This is a genomic window from Micromonospora sp. NPDC047756 (genome assembly GCF_055587245.1).
On sequence record NZ_JBVJGQ010000006.1, the window covers coordinates 312896 to 333696 of the forward strand.

A 20801-nucleotide genomic window follows, 5' to 3' on the forward strand; every position below is an offset into this window, starting at 1 on the left:
CGCACGCAGGTCGAGCGCGCAGGTGGAGATCGACAGACCGGTGCCGGCCATAGCGTCGGAGGGGTCCGATCCGCCACCTGCACCGGGAGCCCCGCATGATCCGCCTGACCCTGCGTTCGCTGCGCGCCGAGGCGCTGCGCATGCTGCTCTCGGCGCTCGCCGTCGTGCTCGGCGTCGCGTTCGTCGCCGGCACGATGATCTTCGTCGACGGGATGCGGACCGGGGCGTACGAGCGGGCCGGCACCTTCGACCGCCACACCGACCTGGGGGTCTACTCGGCCGGCCGCGAGGTGCTGCCCCCGGCACTGGTCGACCGGGTGCGGGCGGTCGACGGGGTGACCGCCGCCGGCGGTGAGCTGACCAACACCGCCGGCGTCGTCGGAGCCGACGGTAGGCCGGTGCTCGGCTTCACCATGCTCGTCGCGATCCCCACCGAGGACGCGCTGCGCTCGTACGACGTGGTGGCCGGCCGGTTGCCCGACCGGGCCGGGGAGGTGGTCCTCGACGCGCCGACGGCGGCCGAGCAGGGCTTCGGGCTCGGCGCGACGGTGCGGATCGGCGCCACCGGTGGGGCGGCCCGCCCGTACACCCTGGTGGGCACCGTCGACGTGGCCGGCACCGCCCGCGACATCGGCGGTCCGTTCGTCGGCCTGGTCGGGCCGGACGCCCTGACCCTCACCGGCGAGCGGGGGTACGGCCGGATCATGGTGGCGGCCCGACCGGGGGCCGACACCGCAGCGCTGATCGACAGGGTGCGCGCCGTGGCCGGCGCCGAGGCCACGGTGAAGAGCCGCCAGCAGATCCTCGACGAGGCAGTGGAGGACGCGGTGCGCAACGTGGACCAGTTCCGGATGCTGTTGTTGATCTTCGTAGGGGTCGCGATCGTGGTGGCCGGCTTCGTGATCGCCAACACCTTCGCGATCGTGCTGGCCCAGCGCACCCGGCGGACCGCGCTGCTGCGCCTGATCGGGGCCACCCGGGGACAGGTCTTCCGGTCCACACTGCTGGAGTCCGCGGTGCTGGGGCTGGTCGCTTCCGCGCTCGGGGTGCTGCTCGGGGTGGCCCTCGCCGCCGGGTTGCGGCTGCTGCTGTCCCACCTGGACGTGCCGGTCACCGGTGGGCTGACCGTGACCGGGTCGACAGTGCTCACCGGCCTGCTGCTGGGCACCGGGCTGACCGTGTGCGCCGCCCTCCTGCCGGCCTGGCGGGGGACGCGGATCGCCCCGGTGGCCGCGCTCACCGACGCCGCGGTACAGCCCAGCCGGAGTGCTGGTCGGGTACGGCTGAGCATCGGCGCGGTGGTCCTCGCCGTTGGCGTGGCCGCGCTGGGCGGCGCCGCCAGCGCCGGCCAACTGCTCCTGGTGGCGGTCGGTGGGGTGCTCACCTTCTTCGGAATCGTGCTGTTCGGGCCGGTGCTGGTTCCCGCGCTGGCCCGGGTGTTCGGCTGGCCGGTCCGACGGGTGCTCGGCGCCATCGGTGAACTGGCGGTCAGCAACACGGTGCGCAATCCACGGCGGGTCGCCGCGACCGCCACCGCGCTGGTGATCGGCATTGGACTGGTCTCGGCGTTCATGGTCGGCGCCCGCAGCACCAAGGACGGCATCGAACGCAGCGTGGACGCCCAGATCGGAACGGACTTCGTGATCAGCGGAATCGGTCAGGACCTGCCGGCCGCGCTCGTCGGTGAGCTGGCCTCCCGTCCCGAACTGGGTGTGGTGCACGAGCAGCGCAGCACCGTCGTCGACGACGTCGAGATCCGCGCGGCCCACCCGGCGCTGGTCGGCCGGACGCTGAGCGGGGTGCTGGCCGGCGACGTCGAGCGGGTCGGGCCGGGGCAGGTGCTGGTGCACCGTGAGTTGGCGCGGGCCCGCGGCTGGGAGGTGGGCTCACCGGTGACCGTCAGGGGGAAAGCGTTCCGGGTGGCCGCCGTGGTCACCGACGACACCCCGGACGGTGAGGTGCCGGCGGGTCACGTCATCGACCTGTCCGACCAGGACTTCGCCGCGCTCTTCCCCGCCCGACGCGGCTACCTGGCCGAGATCGACCCCGCCGCCGGGGTGAGCGCCGAGCGGGCCCGCGACGCGATCACCGTGGTGCTGGGCCGCTACCCCACGGTGAACCTGATGGACCAGGGCGCCTACAAGAAGATGCTCACCGGCACCGTGGACATGCTGCTCGCGTTCGTCACCGCGCTGCTCGGTCTGGCCGTCGTGATCGCCCTGGTCGGCGTGGCGAACACCCTGAGCCTGTCGGTGGTCGAACGGACCAGGGAGAACGCCGTGCTGCGGGCGGTCGGGCTCACCCGGGGGCGGATGCGGGCGGTGCTCGCCGTCGAGGCGGTGCTGATGGCGCTGGTCGGCGCGGTGCTCGGGGTCGGACTCGGCACCGGAGTCAGCGCGTCCGCGATGGCCCTGCTGGACCGTCTCGGCGGCGACTTTCACGTGGTGCTGCCGCTCGGCCAGCTCGGGCTGATCCTCGGTGTCGCGGTGCTCGCCGCCCTGCTGGCCTCGGTGCTGCCGGCCCGCCGGGCGCTGTCCCGCCCGGTCGTCGAGGCGCTCGCCGACCAGTGACCCGGTTCGCGGTCCGGACGGCCGGATCAGATCCCGGCCACCGGACGGACATCCGCCGGCCGGTCCCGCCATCTTCCCCGGCGGCGGGACCGGCCAGCGGTGCCGGGTCTACAGGCGCTCGACCATCGGGCCGACGCACCGGTTGCGGGTGTCGAAGACGTAGCGGGCGTGCCGGACCACGAGGTCGTAGTCGAAGGTGTCATGGTCGGTGACCACCACCACGGCGTCGGCCGCGCGCACCTCACGCTCACTGAGCCCCACCACTGTGATCCCGGCCGGGATCTGGTGCGCCTCGGCGTACGGCTCGACGGCGTGCACCTCGGCGCCGAGGGACTGCAGGCGACGGGCCACGTCCACAGCGGGGGAGTCGCGCATGTCGCCGGTGTTCTTCTTGTACGCCAGACCGAGCAGCAGCAGTCGGGCGCCGCTGACGGCCCGGCCGTCCCGGTTCAGCCCTCCCATGATCCGCTGCGCGACGTGTTCGGGCATCTCGTGGTTGACGTCGTTGGCCAGCTCGATGAACCGGAACTGCCGCCCGAGGCGACGCTTGACCTGCCAGGACAGGTAGCACGGGTCGATCGGCAGGCAGTGCCCGCCGACGCCGGGGCCGGGTCGGAACGGCATGAAGCCGAACGGCTTGGTCGAGGCGGCGTCGATCGCCTGCCAGACGTCGATGTCGAGGTGGTGCGAGAGCATGGTCAGCTCGTTGATCAGCGCGATGTTGACCTGGCGGAAGGTGTTCTCGATCAGCTTGGTCAGCTCGGCGACGCGGGTGGAGTCCACCGCTACGGTGCGTTCCACGAGGCGCTGGTAGAACCCGTCCACCCGGGCCAGCGCCGCCGGGTCCACACCGGAGACCACCTTCGGGGTGTTCTCCAGGCGCCAGGTCGGGTTACCCGGGTCGATCCGTTCGGGGCTGTAGCCAAGGTGGAAGTCACCGGGGCTGGTCAGGCCGCTCGCCGACTCCAACAGCGGGCGCAGCAGCTCCTCGGTGGTGCCCGGGTAGGTGGTCGATTCCAGGATCACCGTGCAGCCCGGGCGAACGTACGGGCCGATGCCGATGCCGGCCTGCTCGACGAAGCTGAGGTCCGGGGTCCCGTCGCGCAGCGGGGTCGGCACCGTGATGACGCAGATGTCGAAGCCCTCGGCGTCGGTGTACTCCGTGCTGGGGTGGTAGCGGCCGCTGCCCAACGCGCGGCCCAGCCGATCGGCCGGAATGTCCTCGACGAACGACTCGCCGGAGGCGAGACGCTTCACCCGGTCGGCGTCGACGTCGAGACCGACGACGTCCAGGCCCGCTTCGACGGCCCGCATCGCCAGCGGCAGTCCGACGTACCCCTGACCGATCACGACCAGCTTTTCAGCGCTCACCCAGGCTCCCGCAGCAGATGGTGTAAATAGCCTGCTGAGGAGCCTAGAGGCGTCTTCGGCGTCGTAAGTCCGTTTTGGGGATATCGGTGCTGATGGGACTGGCGGGGGTGGGCCCCGGCGGTCGGCTCACCCGCCCGCCGGCACCTCCGGTTCGACCGCCGGGCTGGAGCTGGCGGGTGGATCAGCGGGCGCGCTGGTCGTCGGCGGCGCGGCCGTCGTGGGGGCCGCGCTGGTGGGGGGCGGTGCCGTGGTGACGCCCACGGACGGCGTCGGCGAGTTGACGGTCTGGCTCGGCTGCGGGGTCGGCGTGGCGGAGACCGACGCCGACGGGGAGTTGCCGGCGACGTGCGGTCGATCCGGGCGGCCCGGCCCGACGCTGGTGATCTGCTCGTTGGCCGCGGGAAGGTCGACGGGGCCGGTCGGCGCCACCGTCGGCGAGGGGGCCGGCAGATTGACCGCCGGGTTCTCGCCGGCGTCACGCGTCGCGGCCAGCGCCGCGCCGAGCCCGACCAGCGCGACCAGCATGGCCGCCGCCGCGCCGACGAGCGGACCCCGCCGTCGCTGCCGCCTGTCCGCCACGGCCGCGCCGGCCGGCACGTCCGTCCGGGTGCCCGGCCCAGCGTCGCGCAGCGCGACCGGCCCGGCCATCGCCGTCGGCGGCTCGCCGCCGGTGACCGCCGTCCGAGCGGCCTCGGCCATCGCCGCTCCGCTGGTGAATCGTTCCAGCGGATCCTTGGCCAGGGCCCGCGACACCAGGGCGCGGACCGCCTCCGGAATGTCGTGCGGCAGCTCCGGCGGCTCGTCGTCCAGGTGCCGCACGGCGACCTGGAGCGGATTGTCACCGGTGAACGGCGGACTGCCGGTCAGGCAGCAGTAGGTGACCGCGCCCAGGGCGTAGATGTCGGTGGCACCGCTGACCGGCCTCCCGGCGGCCTGCTCGGGGGCCATGTAGAGGGCGGTGCCCGGCACCGCGTTGGTGCTGGTGATGCTGGTGATGTCGGTGGAGCGGGCCACGCCGAAGTCCACCAGGACGACAGTGCCGTCCTCCTGCACCAGCAGGTTGCTGGGCTTGACGTCGCGGTGCACGATGCCGCCGCGGTGCGCCGCGTTGAGCGCCGCGGCCGCCTGCGCCACGATCGACATCGTCTCGGCCACGTCGAGCCGTCCGGCCGCCTCGATCCGCTTGGACAACGGCTCGCCGGCGACGAACTCCATGACGAGGTAGTCGGCCCGCCCGCCGTCGGGGAGGTCGTCCGCTCCGCAGTCGAAGACCTGCACGATGCCGGGGTGCCGCAGCGCCGCCATGATCCGCGCCTCGGCCCGGAACCGGGCGATGAAATCGGGATCGGAGACCAGCGCCGGCAGGAGGACCTTGACCGCTACCTGCCGGCCGAGGATCAGGTCGGAGGCACGCCAAACGTCGCCCATGCCGCCCGTGGCGACACGTTCGTCCAAGCGGTAGCGACCGCTGAGTACGACCTCCGATGACAACACCGCATTACCGTACCCAGAGTGGCGCGGGGCGGCGCACCGTGGCAGGGCCGCCGGGCGGCTGGTTCAGACCGGCGGATCCGGCCTGACCAGTGTGGACGCCCACCCTTCGTGACGGTGCGAATGTGTGGTGTCACGAAAAGCGACTATTTTCGGCTCTCCGGTCGTCGACGGTGGCAAGAAACCGCTCCCAGGCGTGGTGGGCGTCCGTCGCGTACCGTCCGTGACGGCGACGCGCCGTCGTGCCAGGTTGATAATTGTCACTCTTCCGTGACATGACGCCGACTTGTCGCGTCGTGAGCCCGCTCCTAGCGTTAGCCCGGCTCAGGTCCTCCCGCCTACGTCGGCGCCCAGCGCGCCGACCGACCACCCTGGCGCCGGCCCCCGGACGCGCCGCCCCGACAATCGGGGGCGCAGGCACAATCAGAGCGGTGGAGGGCGGTGCGGTGCTGGTGCTGATCGGGCGGACGACTCGTGCCGTGTGGTGCGCGCCAGCCCGGCTGGTCGGGCCGACACGCCGTGAACCATGCGTGGACCGCGCATGAGCACCGACCTGTCGGAGGTGGTGACCGCCGCGCAGGCCGGGGACGAGGAGGCGTTCCGCCTGCTCTACCGCAGCCTCCAGCCCGGGCTGCTGCGGTACCTGACCGCGCTCGTCGGGGCCGACGCCGAGGACGTCGCCAGCGAGACCTGGCTCCAGATCTCCCGAGACCTGCCCGGCTTCACCGGGGGCGAGTTCCGGGCCTGGGCGGTCACCATCGCCCGTAACCGCGCGATGGACCACCTGCGCCGGATGCGTCGCCGCCCCTCGCTCCCGGTCCCGGTGCAGGCGCTCGTCGAGCTCGCCAGCGACGCGGACACCGCCGAGCGAGCCAGCGAGACGCTCGGTACGGAGACCGCCCTCGCGCTGATCGCCACCCTCCCGCCCCGGGAGGCCGAAGCAGTCCTGCTGCGCGCCGTGATCGGGCTGGACGCGGGATCCGCCGGACGGGTGCTGGGCCGCCGGGCCGGCGCCGTGCGGACCGCCGCCCATCGTGGCCTACGCCGGCTCGCGGTCCTGCTGGAGCGCCAGACCCCGGCCGAGTCGTCGGCCGGGGTCGAGGGGGTGCCGCCGCCGCGTGCGGGAGGCAGCCCTGCCCTGCGGGCATCGCACGTCGAACCGGCGGACGGCTGACGTGAGGGGACTCCCGATGAACCCGTTCCGGCGGGCCGACCACGCCGACACCGAGCGGCTGCTCGACGCGGCCTCTGCCCGGGTGGACGCCACGCAGGATCAGGGCCCCTCCGCCGCAGTGGACGCGAGCTCGCCCGAGGCGCACCTGAACGCCCGCGACGTGCCCCCGGCCGAGCCGGTGGCCGCCTTGCTCGCCGCTGCGGCCGGCCCCGTCCGCCCGAGTGAGCTGGCCGGGGAGGACGCCGCGGTTGCCGCGTTCCGGGCCGCCCGGGTCAACCCGGCGCCGGCCGTGCCGCAGCGGCCACGCCGTCGCCGGATGACCACCGGCGCGGTGGCCTGGATCGGCGCGGTGGCAGCCACCGCCACCGCGGGAGCCGCCTTCGCCGCGGTCACCCGGGATCGGCCGCCGGACCCGGTCCCACCGGCACCGTCACGTCCGTCACCCACGCCGCACCAGAGCGCATCCCGGTCGGCCGGGCCCGATCCGTCGGTGGGCCCCGGTGTCCCGCCGCCGCCGGGTGCGCCGCCGTCGGTCACCGCCACGCCGCCGGCCGGTCCCACCGCCGCCGCCCACGTGCACGGACTGTGCCGGGCGTGGCGGGCGAAGAAGCCCGAGCAGCGGGAGAAGGCCCTGCGCACGCCGGGCTTCGAGAAGCTGGTGACCGCCGCCGGCGGTCACGCCGAGGTCGAGGCGTACTGCCAGCGGCTGGTACCCGAGACGAAGCCGTCCGAGCCGGCGAAGGCCACGCCCTCCGAGTCCCCGAAGAGCAAGCCGTCCCCTTCCGGGAAAGCTCCGCCGTCACCGCCGGGCCCGGGCCACCGCGCCGGCGGCTGACCGGTCGGCGGCGGAAGCGGTTTGGTTCCGCCCTGCTTCGGAAATTCGTCTGTTAGACAGAGATTGGTGGCACCGTGCACGCCTCCGACGGTGTCGGTGGGTGGGTTTACGGTGGCACAGTGTGCCGGGCCTGGCACACGGAGAGGGGGCCCGACCCTTGGTGACGTCATCCGAGCTGGACCACAGCGCCATCCTGCGCGAGTCCGCAGCCGCCGTCCGACATCTCGCCCGGATCTGCTTCAAGACCGGCCCACCCACCCACACCGGCGTCGAACTGGAATGGACAGTGCACGACGCCGCCGATCCCGCCCGCCCCGTCGACGCGACGAGGCTGCGGGCGGCGCTGGGGCGGCACAGCCCCGCCACCCTGGATGCCACCAGCCCAGCCGAGCCGCTGCGGCACGGCGGCACGGTCACCCTGGAGCCGGGTGGCCAGTTGGAGATCTCCACCCCGCCCCGCCCCTCGGTCGCCGCATTGATCCGCGCCACCGAGGCCGACATCACCCAGGTCACCGACCTGCTGGCCGCCACCGGGCTGATCCTCGGCAGCAGCGGCATCGACCCCCACCGACGGCCCCGCCCGGTGGTGGAAACTCCCCGTTACCGCGCGATGCGCGCAGCCTTCGACCGCCACGGCCCGGCCGGCCGCACGATGATGTACAGCACCGCCGGGCTGCAGATCTGCCTCGACGCCGGTGAGCCGGACCAGGTCGCCGACCGGTGGGCCGCGGCCCACGCGGTCGGGCCCCCACTGCTCGCCGCGTTCGCCTCCGCCCCCCGACACGCCGGGCGGCGCACCGGTTGGGCCTCCGCCCGGATGGCCGCCTGGCTGGCCATCGACCCGGCTCGGACCCGCCCGGTCTGGTCGCCCTCCCGAGCCGAGGGCGATCCGACCGACGCCTGGATCAGCTACGTGCTCGCCGCGCCGCTGCTCTGTCTGCGCCGGCACGGCGCCGACTGGAACGCGCCGCCGGGGGTGACCTTCGCCGACTGGCTCGACGGCGCGCTGCCACGACCGCCCACCACCGATGACCTCGACTACCACGTCAGCACCCTCTTTCCGCCGGTACGGCCGCGCGGCTACCTGGAACTGCGCTACCTCGACGCCCAACCCGATCGCGGCTGGCGGCTGCCACTGGCGGTGCTGACCGCCCTGTTCGCCGACCCGGGCACCGTGCGCGAGGCGTACACGATCGCCACGCCGGTGGCGCACCGATGGTCGGCCGCCGCCCGACACGGCCTGGCCGACCCGGCGCTGGCCGCTGCCGCGGCGGCCCTGCTCGACCTGGCCCTGAGCGCCATGCCACGACTGGAGCTGCCGGCCAGCACCCACGACGAGATCCGGCGAGGGCTACGCCAGCGGCGGGCCGCCGCGGAGAGGAGAGACCAGTGAGCGCGAGGAGTGAGCCGGTGGTGCGAGCCCCGCAGGCGGGCCGGGTCGACGGCGAACGGTTGCGCGATCACATCGCCGCGGAGTTGGCGCGGGCCCGCGCCCGCACCGCGTTGCTGACCGAGGCGGTCGACGACGCCGACCTGACGCGCCAGCACTCACCGCTGATGTCGCCGTTGGTCTGGGACCTCGCCCATGTCGGTAACCAGGAGGAGCTCTGGCTGGTCCGGGACGTCGGAGGCCGGGAGCCGGTCCGCTGCGACATCGACGAGTTGTACGACGCGTTCAAGCAGCCGCGTCGGGACCGGCCCACGCTGCCGCTGTTGCCGCCCGCGGAGGCGCGCGCCTACCTGGCCACCGTTCGGGACAAGGTGCACGACCTGCTCGACGCGGTGGCCTTCACCGAGCGGCCGCTGGTCGCCGACGGGTTCGCCTTCGGCATGATCGTGCAGCACGAGCAGCAGCACGACGAGACCATGCTCGCCACCCACCAGCTGCGTTCGGGGCCGGCGGTGCTGCACGCCCCGGCGCCGCCCGAGCCGTCGGTCCGGGTCGGCGCGGAGGTGCTGGTGCCGGCCGGCGAGTTCACCATGGGCACCGACACCGACCCGTGGGCGTTGGACAACGAACGTCCGGCGCACCGGGTCGACCTCCCGGCGTACGTCATCGACGCCGCTCCGGTGACCAACGGCCAGTACGCGGCCTTCATCGCCGACGGTGGCTACACCGAACAGCGCTGGTGGAGCGCAGCCGGCTGGGAGCATCGGGTCCGGGAGCAGCTGAGCGCCCCGATGCACTGGCGAGCCGACGGCGACGACTGGTCGTACCGGCGCTTCGGTCGGTGGGAGCCCGTCCGCGCCGACGAGCCGGTGGTTCATGTGTGCTGGTACGAGGCGCAGGCGTACGCGGCGTGGGCCGGCAAACGGCTGCCGACCGAGGCGGAGTGGGAGAAGGCGGCCCGGTGGGATCCGAGCACCGGGCGGTCGCGGCGTTACCCCTGGGGGGACGACGACCCGACCGAGGCGCACGCCAACCTCGACCAACGCCATCTGCGGCCGGCGCCGGTGGGCGCGTACCCGGGCGGCGCCTCGCCGTTGGGTGTGCACCAGCTCATCGGCGATGTCTGGGAGTGGACCTCGACCGCGTTCGACGGGCATCCGGGGTTCGCCGCGTTCCCCTACCGGGAGTACTCGGAGGTCTTCTTCGGCGGCGAGCACCGGGTGCTGCGCGGTGGCTCGTTCGGCACCGACCGCTCTGCCTGCCGGGGCACCTTCCGTAACTGGGACTATCCGATCCGCCGGCAGATCTTCAGCGGTTTCCGCTGCGCCCGGGACGCGCGACCGGACGAGTCGTACCGGTGAGTCGCCGCACGACCGGCGGCCCGCTGGCGGGCCGGGGGCGCTGATGTGTCGCCACCTGGCCTACCTGGGGCCGCCGGTCACCCTGGCGGAGTTGTTGTTCGACCCTCCGCACTCGCTGGTGCGGCAGTCCTGGGCGCCCCGCGACATGCGTGGCGGCGGCACGATCAATGCCGACGGGTTCGGTGTGGGCTGGTACCCGGGTGAGGGTGAGCCGGTGCGGTACCGGCGGGCGCAGCCGATCTGGAGCGACCCGACCATCGCCCAACTGGCGGCGGTGACCCGCAGCGCGGCGGTGGTGGCGGCGGTGCGCTCGGCCACGGTCGGGATGGCGGTGCTCGACGGTGCGGCGGCGCCCTTCGCCGAGGGGCGGTGGCTGTTCAGCCACAACGGCGTGGTCCGCGGCTGGCCGGACGCCGTGGTGCCGCTCGCCGCCGGCCTGCCGGTGCGTGACCTGCTCACGCTGGACGCCTCCACCGACTCGGCGCTGCTCTGGGCGTTGGTGCGGCATCGGTTGCGCGCCGGCGTCGACCCGGTCGAGGCGCTCGGGCGGACGGTGACCGAGGTGGCCGCCGCCGCCCCCGGGTCGCGGCTCAACCTGCTGCTCAGCGACGGGCATCGGGTGGTGGCCAGCGTGGCGGGGCACGCGCTGTCGGTGCGCGAGTCGCCGGGTGCGGTGCTGCTGGCCTCCGAGCCGCACGACGACGATCCCGGGTGGCGGTCGGTGCCGGAGGGGCACCTCGTCGTCGCCACCGCGGGTGAGGTGCGGGTACGTCCACTGCCGACCCCGCTGAGCGGGGCCGGGCAGGCACGCAACGGCTGATCGAACGACAGAGGAGCGAACCGATGACAGCGGAACCCCTGGAGATCTACCTCGAAGAGGGCGACCTGGAGCGTGGCCTGCGCGACGACGTCCGGGCCGGGCTGAGCGCCGGGTCGAAGTGGCTGCCGCCGAAGTGGTTCTACGACGCCCGGGGCAGCGACCTCTTCGAGGAGATCACCCGACTGCCCGAGTACTACCCGACCCGGGCCGAGCGGGCCGTGCTGGCCGCGCACGCACCGGACATCGCGACGCTGACCGGGGCCAAGACGCTCATCGAGTTGGGCTCCGGCTCGTCGGAGAAGACCCGACTGCTGCTGGACGCCTTCACCCGGCGTGGTGGGCTGGGCACGTTCGTCCCCCTCGACGTGTCGGTCAGCGCGCTGCGCGGGTCCACCGCCCAGATCGCGGCCGACTATCCCCACCTGCGGGTGCGGGGCATCGTGGGGGACTTCACCCGGCAACTGGACCGGCTGCCCACCGGCGGTCGACGGTTGGTGGTGTTCCTCGGCGGCACCATCGGCAACCTGTTGCCCGCCGAGCGGGCCGAGTTCCTGACGGCGATGCGCGCCGCGCTGGAGGTCGGCGACTGGTTGTTGCTCGGCACTGACCTGGTGAAGGACCCTTCGGTGATCGTGCCGGCGTACGACGACGCCGCCGGGGTCACCGCCGAGTTCAACCGCAACGTGCTGCACGTGATCAATCGGGAGTTGGGCGCCGACTTCGACCCGGACGCGTTCGCGCACGTCGCCGTGTGGGATCCCGACCACGAGTGGATCGAGATGCGGTTGCGGGCGACCCGGCCGATGAGCGTGCGGGTGCTGGGGCTGACAGTCGACTTCGCGGAGGGGGAGGAGTTGCGCACCGAGGTCTCGGCGAAGTTCCACCGGGACGGGATCGCCGCGGAACTGGCCACGGCCGGCTTCGCCACGGCGGAGTTCTGGACCGATCCGGACGCGCTCTTCGGTGTCACGCTGGCGCGGGCGCGGTGAGCCTGTTCACCCGGCTCTGCCGGTCCCGGAGGTGATCCGATAGGCTGACCGCGCGAAGGGGAGTAGCCCCCAATGTCGTGGTCGACATACTGGTGCGTTCCGCATCCGGCCACGCGGCCCCGGTTTTCCCGGGGCGGGCGAGACCTTCGACTCAGGCTGTTGCAGCCGGGTCGAGGGCGCCCCTGTGCCTCTTCCCGGCGTGAACGGGAAGGACGTCATGGAGGGATTTTTCGCCGCGCTGGTCGTCAGCTTCGGCGTCATCTTCGTCGCTGAGCTGGGGGACAAGTCCCAGCTGATGGCGCTGACCTTCGCTACGCGGTTCAAACCGATTCCGGTGCTGATCGGCATCACGGTCGCCACCGCGGTGGTGCACCTGGCGTCGGTCGCCATCGGCGCGGGTCTCGGGGCGGTGCTGCCGACCGAGTGGATCTCCCTGGTCGCCGGCGTGGCGTTCCTCGGGTTCGGTGCGTGGACGTTACGCGGGGACAAGCTCACCGAGGAGGAGAAGCGCAAGGCGGAGAAGACCAACAAGACCGCGCTGGTGGCGGTGTCGGTGGCGTTCTTCCTCGCCGAACTGGGCGACAAGACGATGCTCGCCACGATCACGCTCGCCACCAAGTACGGCTGGTTCGGCGTCTGGCTCGGCTCCACCATCGGCATGGTGGCCGCCGACGCGCTGGCCATCCTGGTCGGCCGGATGCTCGGCCGGCGGTTGCCGGAGAAGACCATCAAGTACGGTGCCGCGATCCTCTTCGCCATCTCCGGTCTCTGGCTGATCCTGGAGGCGGTGAACGAGCTGACCTGAGCGCCGACTAGCTGCCCGGAGGGCGGGTAACGGCCCGGGGTGGAGCCGGCCGAGTTGTTGCGCCAGGGCGACCAGGTGCTGGTTGCCGTGGTCGAGGTGGCCGGCGCGCTGGTGATCTTCGTTGGCGCGGTGTGGGCGGCGGTGCGGTTCGTGGTCGAAGGACTGCGACACCGCAGCGCCGCCCGCTTCACGCCGATCCGGCTGTCGCTGGGTCGCTTTCTGACCCTCGGCCTGGAATTCCAGTTGGCGGCCGACGTGCTGCGCACGGCGGTGTCCCCGTCGTTCACGCAGATCGGCCAACTGGCCGCCATCGCGACGATTCGAACGGCGTTGAACTACTTCCTGGGCCGCGAGATCCGTCAGGAGCAGCGTCAGGTGGCCGAGGGCGAGCGTCGCGCGTGATGGGCGCCCTGGTCACGGCGGTCACCGCCCTGGCGCTGGTCGCCGGGGTGCTCACCACGCTCACCACCGGGGCGCTGCGCAGCGGTGTTCGGGTCCTGCTGGACCTGCTCACCGCGGCCGGCCTGCTCCGCCTCGCCGGTGAACCGGGTTGGAACGGCCTGGCCGGCGCGGTGGCGATCATCGCCCTGCGTCAGCTGCTCGGGGCGGCGCTCGGCAGCTCACCCCCGTGGTCCGGCCGACAATCTGCGGCGCGCTGCGCCGAGGACGATCACCACCTACCGTTGGCCTCGACAGGTGAAACGGGAAGAGCGGGAGGATGACCAGATGAGCCGGCACGACGAACCGAACGAGTACGGCTTCGCCGGCGGTGCCACCGCCCCGGAGCCGCCACCCGGCGGCAAGCCCGACGAGCAGGATCGCGCCGAGGCGGTGGCGGTGCCGGGCGACGACCTCACCGGGCCGACGGCCGAGGCGCTGGTCGAGGAGACCGAGGATCTGCCGCCCGCCGACCGGCGCCACTGAGCGCGGGCGCACGCGGTTGGTGCGCCGGCGCGGCACGACGGTGAACCCGCGCCGCGCCGGCGTGTTCAGCGGGCGTCGGGGTGCTGGTAGACGTCGGGTACACCGTCCCCGTCGGCGTCCAACCGCTCCCGCTGCGCCACCCTCCGGTACGCGGCGTTGCGGCGGCTGAGCACGGAGGCGGCCAGCCCGGCGGAGATCAGCGAACCGAGCAGCACGGCCGCCTTGACCCGGTCGTCGGCCGTGCTGCCCGCCCCGAACGCCAGGTCGCCGATCAGCAGCGAGACGGTGAAGCCGACGCCGGCCAACAGGGCGATTCCGAGCAGGTCGGTCCAGGTGATGTCCTCGTCCAGTTCGGCGCGGGTGAACCGGGCCAGCAGGTAGGTCGAGCCGAAGATGCCGATGCTCTTGCCGAACACCAGGGCGGCGACGATGGCGATCACGATCGGGTCGCTCAGCAGGGCGCCCAGGTCGGTGCCCCGCACTGTCACCCCGGCGGCGAAGAGGGCGAAGATCGGCACCGCGAAGCCGGCCGACACGGGCCGCCAGCGGTGCTCCAGGCGGGCGGCGAGCCCGCCCTCGCCCGCCTCCGCGCCGGTGGTGGCCGACTGGTCCCCGGCCGCCGGTCGGCGGGCGAGCACCGGGACCGTGAAGCCGAGCAGGACACCGGCGACCGTGGCGTGCACGCCCGAGGCGTGCACCAGTGTCCAGGCGGCGACGGCGAGGGGGATCAGCGCCCACCACCAGGTGCGCCCCCGCTGCACCAGCACCGCGAAGAGCGCGATCGGCGCGAACGCGGCCAGCAGCGGTACGGGCTGGAAATCGGCGGTGTAGAAGATCGCGATGATGGTGATCGCGAACAGGTCGTCGACCACCGCCAGGGTGAGCAGGAATGCCCGTAGCCCCTGGGGCAGATGTGAGCTGACCACCGCGAGGACGGCGAGCGCGAAAGCGATGTCGGTGGCGGTCGGAATGGCCCACCCGCGCAGGCCCTCCCCGCCGCCGTTCAGCACCACCGCCACGTAGATCAGCGCCGGCAGCAGCATCCCGCCGAGCGCGGCCGCCACCGGCAGCGCGGCGCGGCGCGGGTCGCGCAGGTCACCGGCGACGAACTCCCGTTTGAGCTCCAGGCCTACGACGAAGAAGAAGATGGCCAGCAGGCCGTCGGCCGCCCAGGTGGCCAGATTCAGGTCGAGGTGCCAGGGCGCACCGGGCCAGGGCACGACGTCGCCGAGCCGGGTGTACCAGTCGGACCACGGGGAGTTGGCCCAGATCAGCGCGAGCAGAGCGCCCGACAGCAGCAGCGCGCCACCGACGGTCTCGGTGCGCAGCACGTCGGCCAGGTGCCGGGCCTGCGGCCAGGACGATCGGGAGAACAGCCGGATCTTCGGCGGGCGCGGGTCGGACGGCGGGGTGGGGGAGATCAACGTCGGCTCACCTAAAGGAGTCGGGACAGCAGGTTTCCACTCGCCGACCAGACTTCCCGGCACACCGCTGTCGACCCTATCCGGCGGCGCGGTCGGCGGCGACCGCTGGGCCGATCGGACGCCGTCGGATCGGCCTTTGACTTTTTCCCGGTTGTCGCCGCTGCCGAATGGACGTTTGTCGGGTTGGTCATGCGGGCGCACATCTCGCCCCCGGAATATAGGTAACTCCGGACATAAGCCGTATGAGCCGCTTTAATGGTTTCACGAGTTTAGAGACGACCTTGGGGGTTTTCGTGAAGTTCTTTGCCGTAACCGGACCGGCTCGGGGGCGCTCCTGATGGACCTGCTCCGCCAATTGCGCCACGTGCGTCGGCACTGGTGGGTCGCGCTGGTCACGGTCATGGTGGCTCTCGGCGTCTCGGCGTTCCTGACGGTACGGGCCCAACCCCGCTACGTCGCCTCGGTGACCTTCTTCGTCACCACCCCCAACACCGGCGTCACCGACGCCTACCAGGGTGGGCTCTTCCTCCAGCAGCGTGTCAAGTCGTACGCCGACCTGCTCAGCAGCGACCGGCTGGCGCAGAGCGTGGTGGCCGAGACACCGGTCGGACTCACCGCCGACGAGGTCCAGCGACGGGTGAGCACCTCCACCGAGACCGGCACCGTCATGCTGCGGGCGTCGGTCACCGACACCGACCAGACCCGCGCGTTGCGCGTGACGGAGAGCCTCGCCAACAAGTTCGTCGAACTCGTGCAGAAGGTGGAGACCACCCCGGAGGGCAAGGCGCCCATCAAGATCGAGGTGGTCAGTGGCCCGCGGGTCAGCGCCGACCCCGTCTCGCCGCAACCGGTCCGCAACCTCACCCTCGGTGGCCTGGTCGGCCTGCTGCTCGGCATCGGTCTGGCGATCCTGCGCGGCGTCGCCGACGTCCGACTGCGCGACGCCGCCGGCCTGCAACGCGCCACGGGCAGCCCGCTGCTCGGTGAGATCCCGTTCGAGGCCAACGCCCGCAGCGCGCCGCTCATCGTGGGCGACGCTTCGACCTCCGCGCGCGCCGAGGCGGTCCGCAAGCTGCGGACCAACCTGCGCTTCGTGGACGTCCACGAGCCGGCCCGGGTCATCGCGGTGACCAGCGCCCTACAGGGCGAGGGCAAGACCACCCTCTCCTGCAACCTGGCCATCGCCCTGGCCGAGGCGGGTTGGCGGGTGCTGCTGGTCGACGCCGATCTGCGCCGCCCGAAGGTCGACGACTACCTGGGCCTGGACGCCGGCGTCGGCCTCACGGACGTGCTGGTCGGCGACGTGAAGGTGGGCGACGTCGTGCAGCGCTGGGGCGACAAGTCGCTGCTGGTGCTGCCCAGCGGGTCGGCCCCGCCGAACCCGAGCGAGCTGCTCGGCTCCAAGGCCATGTCGGACCTGCTGCTGGCGCTGCGCGAGTCGGCGGACATCGTGATCATCGACACCGCGCCGCTGCTGGCGGTGACCGACGGCGTGGTGGTGGCCGTGCAGGCCGACGGCGCGCTGCTGGTGACCCAGCAGGGCCGCACCTCGCGGACCCAGGTCGCCGCGGCGGCCCGGTCACTGCACTCGGTCTCGGTCCGGCTGCTCGGCTGTGTGCTCAACATGGCCAAGGTGGCCAAGGCGGAGGCGTACCAGTACGAGGCCTACCGGGTGGTGGCCTCGACGGCCGAGGCGTCGGTGCCGGCCGAACGGGCCTCGTCCGGCCGGCACAGCGCGACCGCCGACGGGGTCAACGGAGTCCCCGACCACACCCAGGAACTCACCCGGCTGCCCCGATGAGCGCGGCGAGGGGTCGCAGCGACCGTTCGATCTCCTCGGCGCAGCGTCGGAAGTCGGCCGGCGTGCCGCCGATCGGGTCCCGGAGGTCGTCCTCGTCCGGGGCAGCGGGTTGCAGTCGTCCCCGGGCCTGCGCGGCGGCGACGATCGCCGCCCGCAGCGGGTCGTCGGCCAGGTCGGTGGGCGGTTCGGCCGCCGCGGCCAGCCGACCGAACTGGCGCAGCGTGAACGTCCGGTGCAGCGCTCCCGGCGCCAACGCGGTGCAGACCGAGCGTTGGCGCCGGGTCGCGGTCAGCACGAGCGTCGCGTCGACCAGATACTCGGGGCGCAACCCCCGGGTCCGGAACGCCGTCGGGTCCGTGCCGTTCTCCGTCGCGACCTCCAGGGCGTACGGGTGCATGGCCAGCCCGTCGACCGCGTCGGTGCCGGCGCTGGCCACCTCGACGGGTCGGTCGGCCAGCAGCCGGCGGGCCAGGTACTCGGCCATCGGTGACCGGCACAGGTTGGCATGGCAGACGAACAACACGCGATCAGCCATCGGTGCCCCTCTCATCGGTACGGACACCGAAGCGCGCACCGCGGGGGCGGTGCGTCGACGCCGGTGGCCGTGCGGGGAGGGGTTGTCGGCATCGTACGCGCGCCGCACGCCGGCCGGTCGTGGTGCCGCGCCGGTCGTCGGCGATCCCGGTGGGACGGAGGCGTACCGGTGAAGATCGGCATCCTGTCGTACCACTTTCCGCCCGAGCCGGCGTTCATCCCGGGCAGCCTCGCGGAGGAGCTGGCCGCGCGCGGACACGAGGTACGGGTCCTCACCGGCTTTCCGGACTACCCCGGTGGCCACGTCTATCCCGGCTGGCGGCAGCGGTGGCACCACGAGACGCACAGCGAACGGCTGAGCGTGCGACGGGTCCCCCGGTACCCCGGTGGCGCCACGTCCGTCGGCGGTCGAATGGCCAGTTACCTCTCCTTCGCCGGCAGCGCGGGGCTGGTCGCGCGCCGCTTCCTGGGCGACGTGGACGCGCTCTACGTCTTTCAACTGCCGGCGACGACGTTCGCCGCCGCCGCGGTGCTCCGGCTGCTCGGCCGGGTGCCCGCGGTGCTGCACGTCCAGGACGTCTGGACCCGCGACGGCGCGGACGAGGGCGGCGAGGGGCGCTGGGCGGCCCGGATGGGCAGCACGATGACCCGGATCTATCGGACCGCCGCGCGAATCGCGGTCGCGGCGCCGTCGATGCGGGACCTGGTGGTCGCCGCCGGCGCCGACCCGGCCCGGGTCCGGCTGGTGCTGAACTGGACCGACGAGCGGATCTTCTACCCGGCGACACCCGGCGCGGCGGCCCGCCAGCTGGTCCGTCGCGACGGTCGGTGCGTGGTGATGCACGCCGGGACCATCGGGGCGCGACAGGGACTCGAGACCGCGGTCCGTGCGGCCGCGGCACTGGATCGGACGATGGATCTGGTCCTCGTCGGTTCCGGCGCGGCGGAGCGGCGGGTGCGGGGGCTCGCCGCCGAGCTGGGCGCCCAGAACGTCCGTTTCCTGGAGCGGCGGTCGCCGGTCGACATGCCCGAGCTGTACGCCGCCGCCGACTACCAGCTGGTCATGTCGCGCGACCTTCCGGAGCTGCGCAGCACGGTGCCCGGCAAACTCCAGGCCGCGCTGTCCTGCGCCGCGCCGGTGATCGCCTCCGCCGGTGGGGACACGGCCGATCTGGTCGAACGGGTTCGGGCCGGGCTGTCCTGCCCGCCCGAGGACTGGGCGGCCCTGGCCGACAGATTCTGGTTGGCCGCCACCATCCCGCCGCCGACCCGCACCGAGATGGGTCGCCGGGGGAGGGCGGCGTACCTGCGCGAGATGTCGTTGCCCGGCGGCGTGGATCGGATCGAACGGCTGTTGCACGAGGCGGCTGGACGGATCGCCGAACCCGCCGTGGAACCACGAAGAAAGCTCGCTTAAGGGACGACAATTGCGATAACGGCATGAACTTCCCTTAGACGTGCTAAGAACGTCAGGGAATCGACCTTCTGTCCGGTTCCGCGAATGGGAGTTAGGTGTGACGGTGAGCGAACGTCCGATCCGGCGGCGGAGCCGGTCCCGGCGTCGTCGGCGGGCCCGACTGCGACGGGCGCTGCTCGGCGCCCTGGTGGTCGGCTCGCTGCTGCTGGCGACCGTCGGGTGGGTCGGCTTCCAGGGCTGGCAGGCGCGCACCCACCTGCTCAACGCCGCCGGCCTGGCCCGGGAGCTGAGCGCCCAGATCGTCGGTGGAGACACCGACCGCGCCCTGCGGACGCTCGCCGCCCTCCAGGAGCAGGCCGGCGCGGCCCGCTCGGCGACGGCCGACCCGAGTTGGCGGCTCGGACGGCACGCGCCGGTCGCCGGCGACGACCTCGACGCGGTCGCGCAGATCGCCGTCGCCATCGACGAACTGGCCCGGCACGCGTTCCCGACCCTGCTCCGCACGGACCTGGCCAGCCTGGTGCCGACCGGCGGCCGGTTGGATCTCGCGCGGCTTGCCGCCGTCTCCACGGAGCTGACCGGGGTGCACGAGTCGGTGCAACGTACCCGCCGGAACCTGGCGGCGGTGCCAGCCGAGAGCCTGGTCAGCCAGATCCGGCAGGCGCTGAGCGATCTGCGTGGCGAGATCGACCGGCTGGCCAGCCTCACCACGGCGGCCGACCAGGGCGCCCGCCTCCTCCCGCCGCTGCTCGGCGCGAACGGCCCACGCCGCTACCTGCTCGTCTCGCAGAACCTCGCCGAGTTGCGCGCCACCGGCGGCATGTTCGGCGCCTACGCGATGATCGAGGCGGAGAACGGCAAGGTGCAGATGGGCAAGCAGGGCAGCACCTCCTCGCTCGGTCAGTTCACCCCGGCGTTGAAGCTGCCCGCCGAGACCCGGGCCCTCTGGACGGATCTGCCCGGCATCTACCCCGCCGACGTCAACCTGTCCCCGCACTTCCCGACCGCCGCCGCGCTGTACCGCGAGATGTTCCGGCGCAAGACCGGCACCACTGTCGACGGCGTGCTCGCCGTCGACCCGGTGGTGCTGTCCTACCTGCTCAAGGCGACCGGTCCGGTGCTGGTGCCCGGCGGTGTCCCGCTCGCCAGCGAGAAGGTGGTGCAGACCCTGCTCAACGACAGCTACCAGCGCCTCGACGTCAAACAGCAGGACGAGTTCTTCGCGGCGTCGGCGTCGGCGGTGTTCGACTCCTTTTTCAAGAAGAATGTCAACCCACGGGTGTTGTTGTCCGCATTTGACCGTGCTATCACCGAACGCCGGATATTGTTCTGGAGTGCCCGACCTGAGGAACAGCGGACGTTCGGCGAGAGCCGGATGGCCGGGACGCTTCCGGAACAGGACACCGTGCCGACTGTCGGCGTGTTCCTCAACGACGGCAGCGGCGCGAAGCTCGGCTACTACCTGCGGCCGACGGCGAACCTGACGGTCGGCGAATGCCGGTCGGACGGTCGCCGTGAGTTCCGGCTACGGGTGACCCTGCGCTCGACGGCACCGAAGTCCGGACTTAGCAAATCCGTTCTCGGCCTCGGCCTGGCCGGCGATCCGTACACCGCCCGAACACTGGTGTCGATCTTCAGTCCGGCTGGTGGAGCGGTGCTGGAGGCCCGATTGGACGGGGCCGAGACGGCGCTTGGCAGCGGCACCGAACGCCGCCGCCACGTGGCCACGGCCAGCGTCGACATCGGCCCCGGCGCCGAGAGGGCGCTGGAGGTCACCGTGCTGACGGCCAAGACCGGCGTCGGGCAGGCCGAGCTGTGGCTGACCCCCACCGCCAGCCCCTGGACCACCCAAGTTCATTCCGCACCAAGCTGTGATCAGTAGGAGGGAACCAAAT

18 protein-coding genes are annotated in these 20801 nt (G+C 72.7%); 14 read left to right on the forward strand and 4 right to left on the reverse strand.

The window, feature by feature from the left end:
* Nucleotides 1–95: 95 nt before the first annotated feature.
* Nucleotides 96–2570 carry an ABC transporter permease gene (locus ACZ6NZ_RS21465; RefSeq protein WP_465859826.1) on the forward strand — a complete coding sequence of 825 codons (2475 nt, stop codon included), beginning with the start codon at nucleotides 96–98 and terminating at the stop codon, nucleotides 2568–2570.
* 108 nt (nucleotides 2571–2678) lie between these two features.
* Here the strand turns inward: ACZ6NZ_RS21465 and ACZ6NZ_RS21470 are convergent, their stop codons facing one another.
* Together ACZ6NZ_RS21470 and ACZ6NZ_RS21475 are read right to left on the reverse strand one after the other, a co-directional pair.
* Entirely contained in the window at nucleotides 2679–3941 is a 1263-nt protein-coding gene (locus tag ACZ6NZ_RS21470) for a nucleotide sugar dehydrogenase (RefSeq protein WP_366612531.1), read from the reverse strand.
* 126 nt (nucleotides 3942–4067) lie between these two features.
* The gene (locus tag ACZ6NZ_RS21475) at nucleotides 4068–5435 is read right to left on the reverse strand and encodes a serine/threonine-protein kinase (RefSeq protein WP_465859828.1); all 1368 of its coding nucleotides are present in this window, start codon (nucleotides 5433–5435) and stop codon (nucleotides 4068–4070) included.
* Nucleotides 5436–5973: 538 nt separating this feature from the next.
* On the opposite strand from ACZ6NZ_RS21475, the gene ACZ6NZ_RS21480 reads away from it, so the two are divergent.
* The 10 genes from ACZ6NZ_RS21480 to ACZ6NZ_RS21525 all read left to right on the forward strand — a co-directional run bounded on the left by ACZ6NZ_RS21480 (nucleotide 5974) and on the right by ACZ6NZ_RS21525 (nucleotide 13730).
* A complete protein-coding gene (locus tag ACZ6NZ_RS21480) occupies nucleotides 5974–6606 on the forward strand; it encodes an RNA polymerase sigma factor (protein WP_465859830.1) in 633 nt (210 codons plus the stop codon).
* A gap of 16 nt (nucleotides 6607–6622) precedes the next feature.
* On the forward strand, nucleotides 6623–7441 hold the full coding sequence (locus tag ACZ6NZ_RS21485; protein ID WP_465859832.1) for a hypothetical protein: 819 nt from the start codon (nucleotides 6623–6625) through the stop codon (nucleotides 7439–7441).
* Nucleotides 7442–7598: 157 nt separating this feature from the next.
* Nucleotides 7599–8834: an ergothioneine biosynthesis glutamate--cysteine ligase EgtA gene (gene egtA / locus ACZ6NZ_RS21490; RefSeq protein ID WP_465859833.1), complete on the forward strand. Its 1236-nt coding sequence runs from the start codon at nucleotides 7599–7601 to the stop codon at nucleotides 8832–8834.
* A 20-nt stretch (nucleotides 8835–8854) separates the two neighbouring features.
* A complete protein-coding gene (egtB, locus tag ACZ6NZ_RS21495) occupies nucleotides 8855–10192 on the forward strand; it encodes an ergothioneine biosynthesis protein EgtB (RefSeq protein WP_465860116.1) in 1338 nt (445 codons plus the stop codon).
* A gap of 43 nt (nucleotides 10193–10235) precedes the next feature.
* Nucleotides 10236–11012: an ergothioneine biosynthesis protein EgtC gene (egtC, locus tag ACZ6NZ_RS21500; RefSeq protein ID WP_465859835.1), complete on the forward strand. Its 777-nt coding sequence runs from the start codon at nucleotides 10236–10238 to the stop codon at nucleotides 11010–11012.
* A gap of 23 nt (nucleotides 11013–11035) precedes the next feature.
* Nucleotides 11036–12001 carry an L-histidine N(alpha)-methyltransferase gene (egtD, locus tag ACZ6NZ_RS21505; RefSeq protein WP_465859837.1) on the forward strand — a complete coding sequence of 322 codons (966 nt, stop codon included), beginning with the start codon at nucleotides 11036–11038 and terminating at the stop codon, nucleotides 11999–12001.
* Nucleotides 12002–12218: 217 nt separating this feature from the next.
* Nucleotides 12219–12806: a TMEM165/GDT1 family protein gene (locus ACZ6NZ_RS21510; protein WP_030338044.1), complete on the forward strand. Its 588-nt coding sequence runs from the start codon at nucleotides 12219–12221 to the stop codon at nucleotides 12804–12806.
* 39 nt (nucleotides 12807–12845) lie between these two features.
* A complete protein-coding gene (locus tag ACZ6NZ_RS21515) occupies nucleotides 12846–13208 on the forward strand; it encodes a DUF1622 domain-containing protein (RefSeq protein WP_130401010.1) in 363 nt (120 codons plus the stop codon).
* A complete protein-coding gene (locus tag ACZ6NZ_RS21520) occupies nucleotides 13208–13528 on the forward strand; it encodes a hypothetical protein (RefSeq protein WP_465859840.1) in 321 nt (106 codons plus the stop codon). The genes ACZ6NZ_RS21515 and ACZ6NZ_RS21520 overlap by 1 nt, the downstream gene beginning before the upstream one ends.
* Before the next feature lie 4 nt (nucleotides 13529–13532).
* A complete protein-coding gene (locus ACZ6NZ_RS21525) occupies nucleotides 13533–13730 on the forward strand; it encodes a hypothetical protein (RefSeq protein WP_465859841.1) in 198 nt (65 codons plus the stop codon).
* Nucleotides 13731–13795: 65 nt separating this feature from the next.
* Here ACZ6NZ_RS21525 and nhaA read toward each other — a convergent pair whose 3' ends face one another.
* Nucleotides 13796–15151, reverse strand: a complete 1356-nt coding sequence (gene nhaA / locus ACZ6NZ_RS21530) for a Na+/H+ antiporter NhaA (protein WP_465860117.1) — start codon at nucleotides 15149–15151, stop codon at nucleotides 13796–13798.
* A gap of 340 nt (nucleotides 15152–15491) precedes the next feature.
* On the opposite strand from nhaA, the gene ACZ6NZ_RS21535 reads away from it, so the two are divergent.
* Nucleotides 15492–16955: a tyrosine-protein kinase domain-containing protein gene (locus tag ACZ6NZ_RS21535; protein WP_366612521.1), complete on the forward strand. Its 1464-nt coding sequence runs from the start codon at nucleotides 15492–15494 to the stop codon at nucleotides 16953–16955.
* Here the strand turns inward: ACZ6NZ_RS21535 and ACZ6NZ_RS21540 are convergent.
* Nucleotides 16936–17490: an arsenate reductase/protein-tyrosine-phosphatase family protein gene (locus ACZ6NZ_RS21540; RefSeq protein ID WP_465859843.1), complete on the reverse strand. Its 555-nt coding sequence runs from the start codon at nucleotides 17488–17490 to the stop codon at nucleotides 16936–16938. The genes ACZ6NZ_RS21535 and ACZ6NZ_RS21540 overlap by 20 nt on opposite strands.
* A gap of 168 nt (nucleotides 17491–17658) precedes the next feature.
* Between ACZ6NZ_RS21540 and ACZ6NZ_RS21545 the strand changes: the two genes are divergently transcribed.
* Nucleotides 17659–18906: a glycosyltransferase family 4 protein gene (locus ACZ6NZ_RS21545; RefSeq protein WP_366612519.1), complete on the forward strand. Its 1248-nt coding sequence runs from the start codon at nucleotides 17659–17661 to the stop codon at nucleotides 18904–18906.
* Between the two features lie 103 nt (nucleotides 18907–19009).
* Entirely contained in the window at nucleotides 19010–20788 is a 1779-nt protein-coding gene (locus tag ACZ6NZ_RS21550; RefSeq protein WP_465859844.1) for a DUF4012 domain-containing protein, read from the forward strand.
* The last annotated feature ends 13 nt before the right edge of the window (nucleotides 20789–20801 follow it).

Coding starts and splice junctions, on each gene's coding strand:
- ACZ6NZ_RS21465 (WP_465859826.1), top strand. CDS start 96: ATGATCCGCCTGACCCTGCGTTCGCTGCGCGCCGAGGCGCTGCGCATG.
- ACZ6NZ_RS21480 (WP_465859830.1), top strand. CDS start 5,974: ATGAGCACCGACCTGTCGGAGGTGGTGACCGCCGCGCAGGCCGGGGAC.
- ACZ6NZ_RS21485 (WP_465859832.1), top strand. CDS start 6,623: ATGAACCCGTTCCGGCGGGCCGACCACGCCGACACCGAGCGGCTGCTC.
- egtC (WP_465859835.1), top strand. CDS start 10,236: ATGTGTCGCCACCTGGCCTACCTGGGGCCGCCGGTCACCCTGGCGGAG.
- egtD (WP_465859837.1), top strand. CDS start 11,036: ATGACAGCGGAACCCCTGGAGATCTACCTCGAAGAGGGCGACCTGGAG.
- ACZ6NZ_RS21510 (WP_030338044.1), top strand. CDS start 12,219: ATGGAGGGATTTTTCGCCGCGCTGGTCGTCAGCTTCGGCGTCATCTTC.
- ACZ6NZ_RS21520 (WP_465859840.1), top strand. CDS start 13,208: ATGGGCGCCCTGGTCACGGCGGTCACCGCCCTGGCGCTGGTCGCCGGG.
- ACZ6NZ_RS21525 (WP_465859841.1), top strand. CDS start 13,533: ATGAGCCGGCACGACGAACCGAACGAGTACGGCTTCGCCGGCGGTGCC.
- ACZ6NZ_RS21535 (WP_366612521.1), top strand. CDS start 15,492: ATGGACCTGCTCCGCCAATTGCGCCACGTGCGTCGGCACTGGTGGGTC.
- ACZ6NZ_RS21540 (WP_465859843.1), bottom strand. CDS start 17,490: ATGGCTGATCGCGTGTTGTTCGTCTGCCATGCCAACCTGTGCCGGTCA.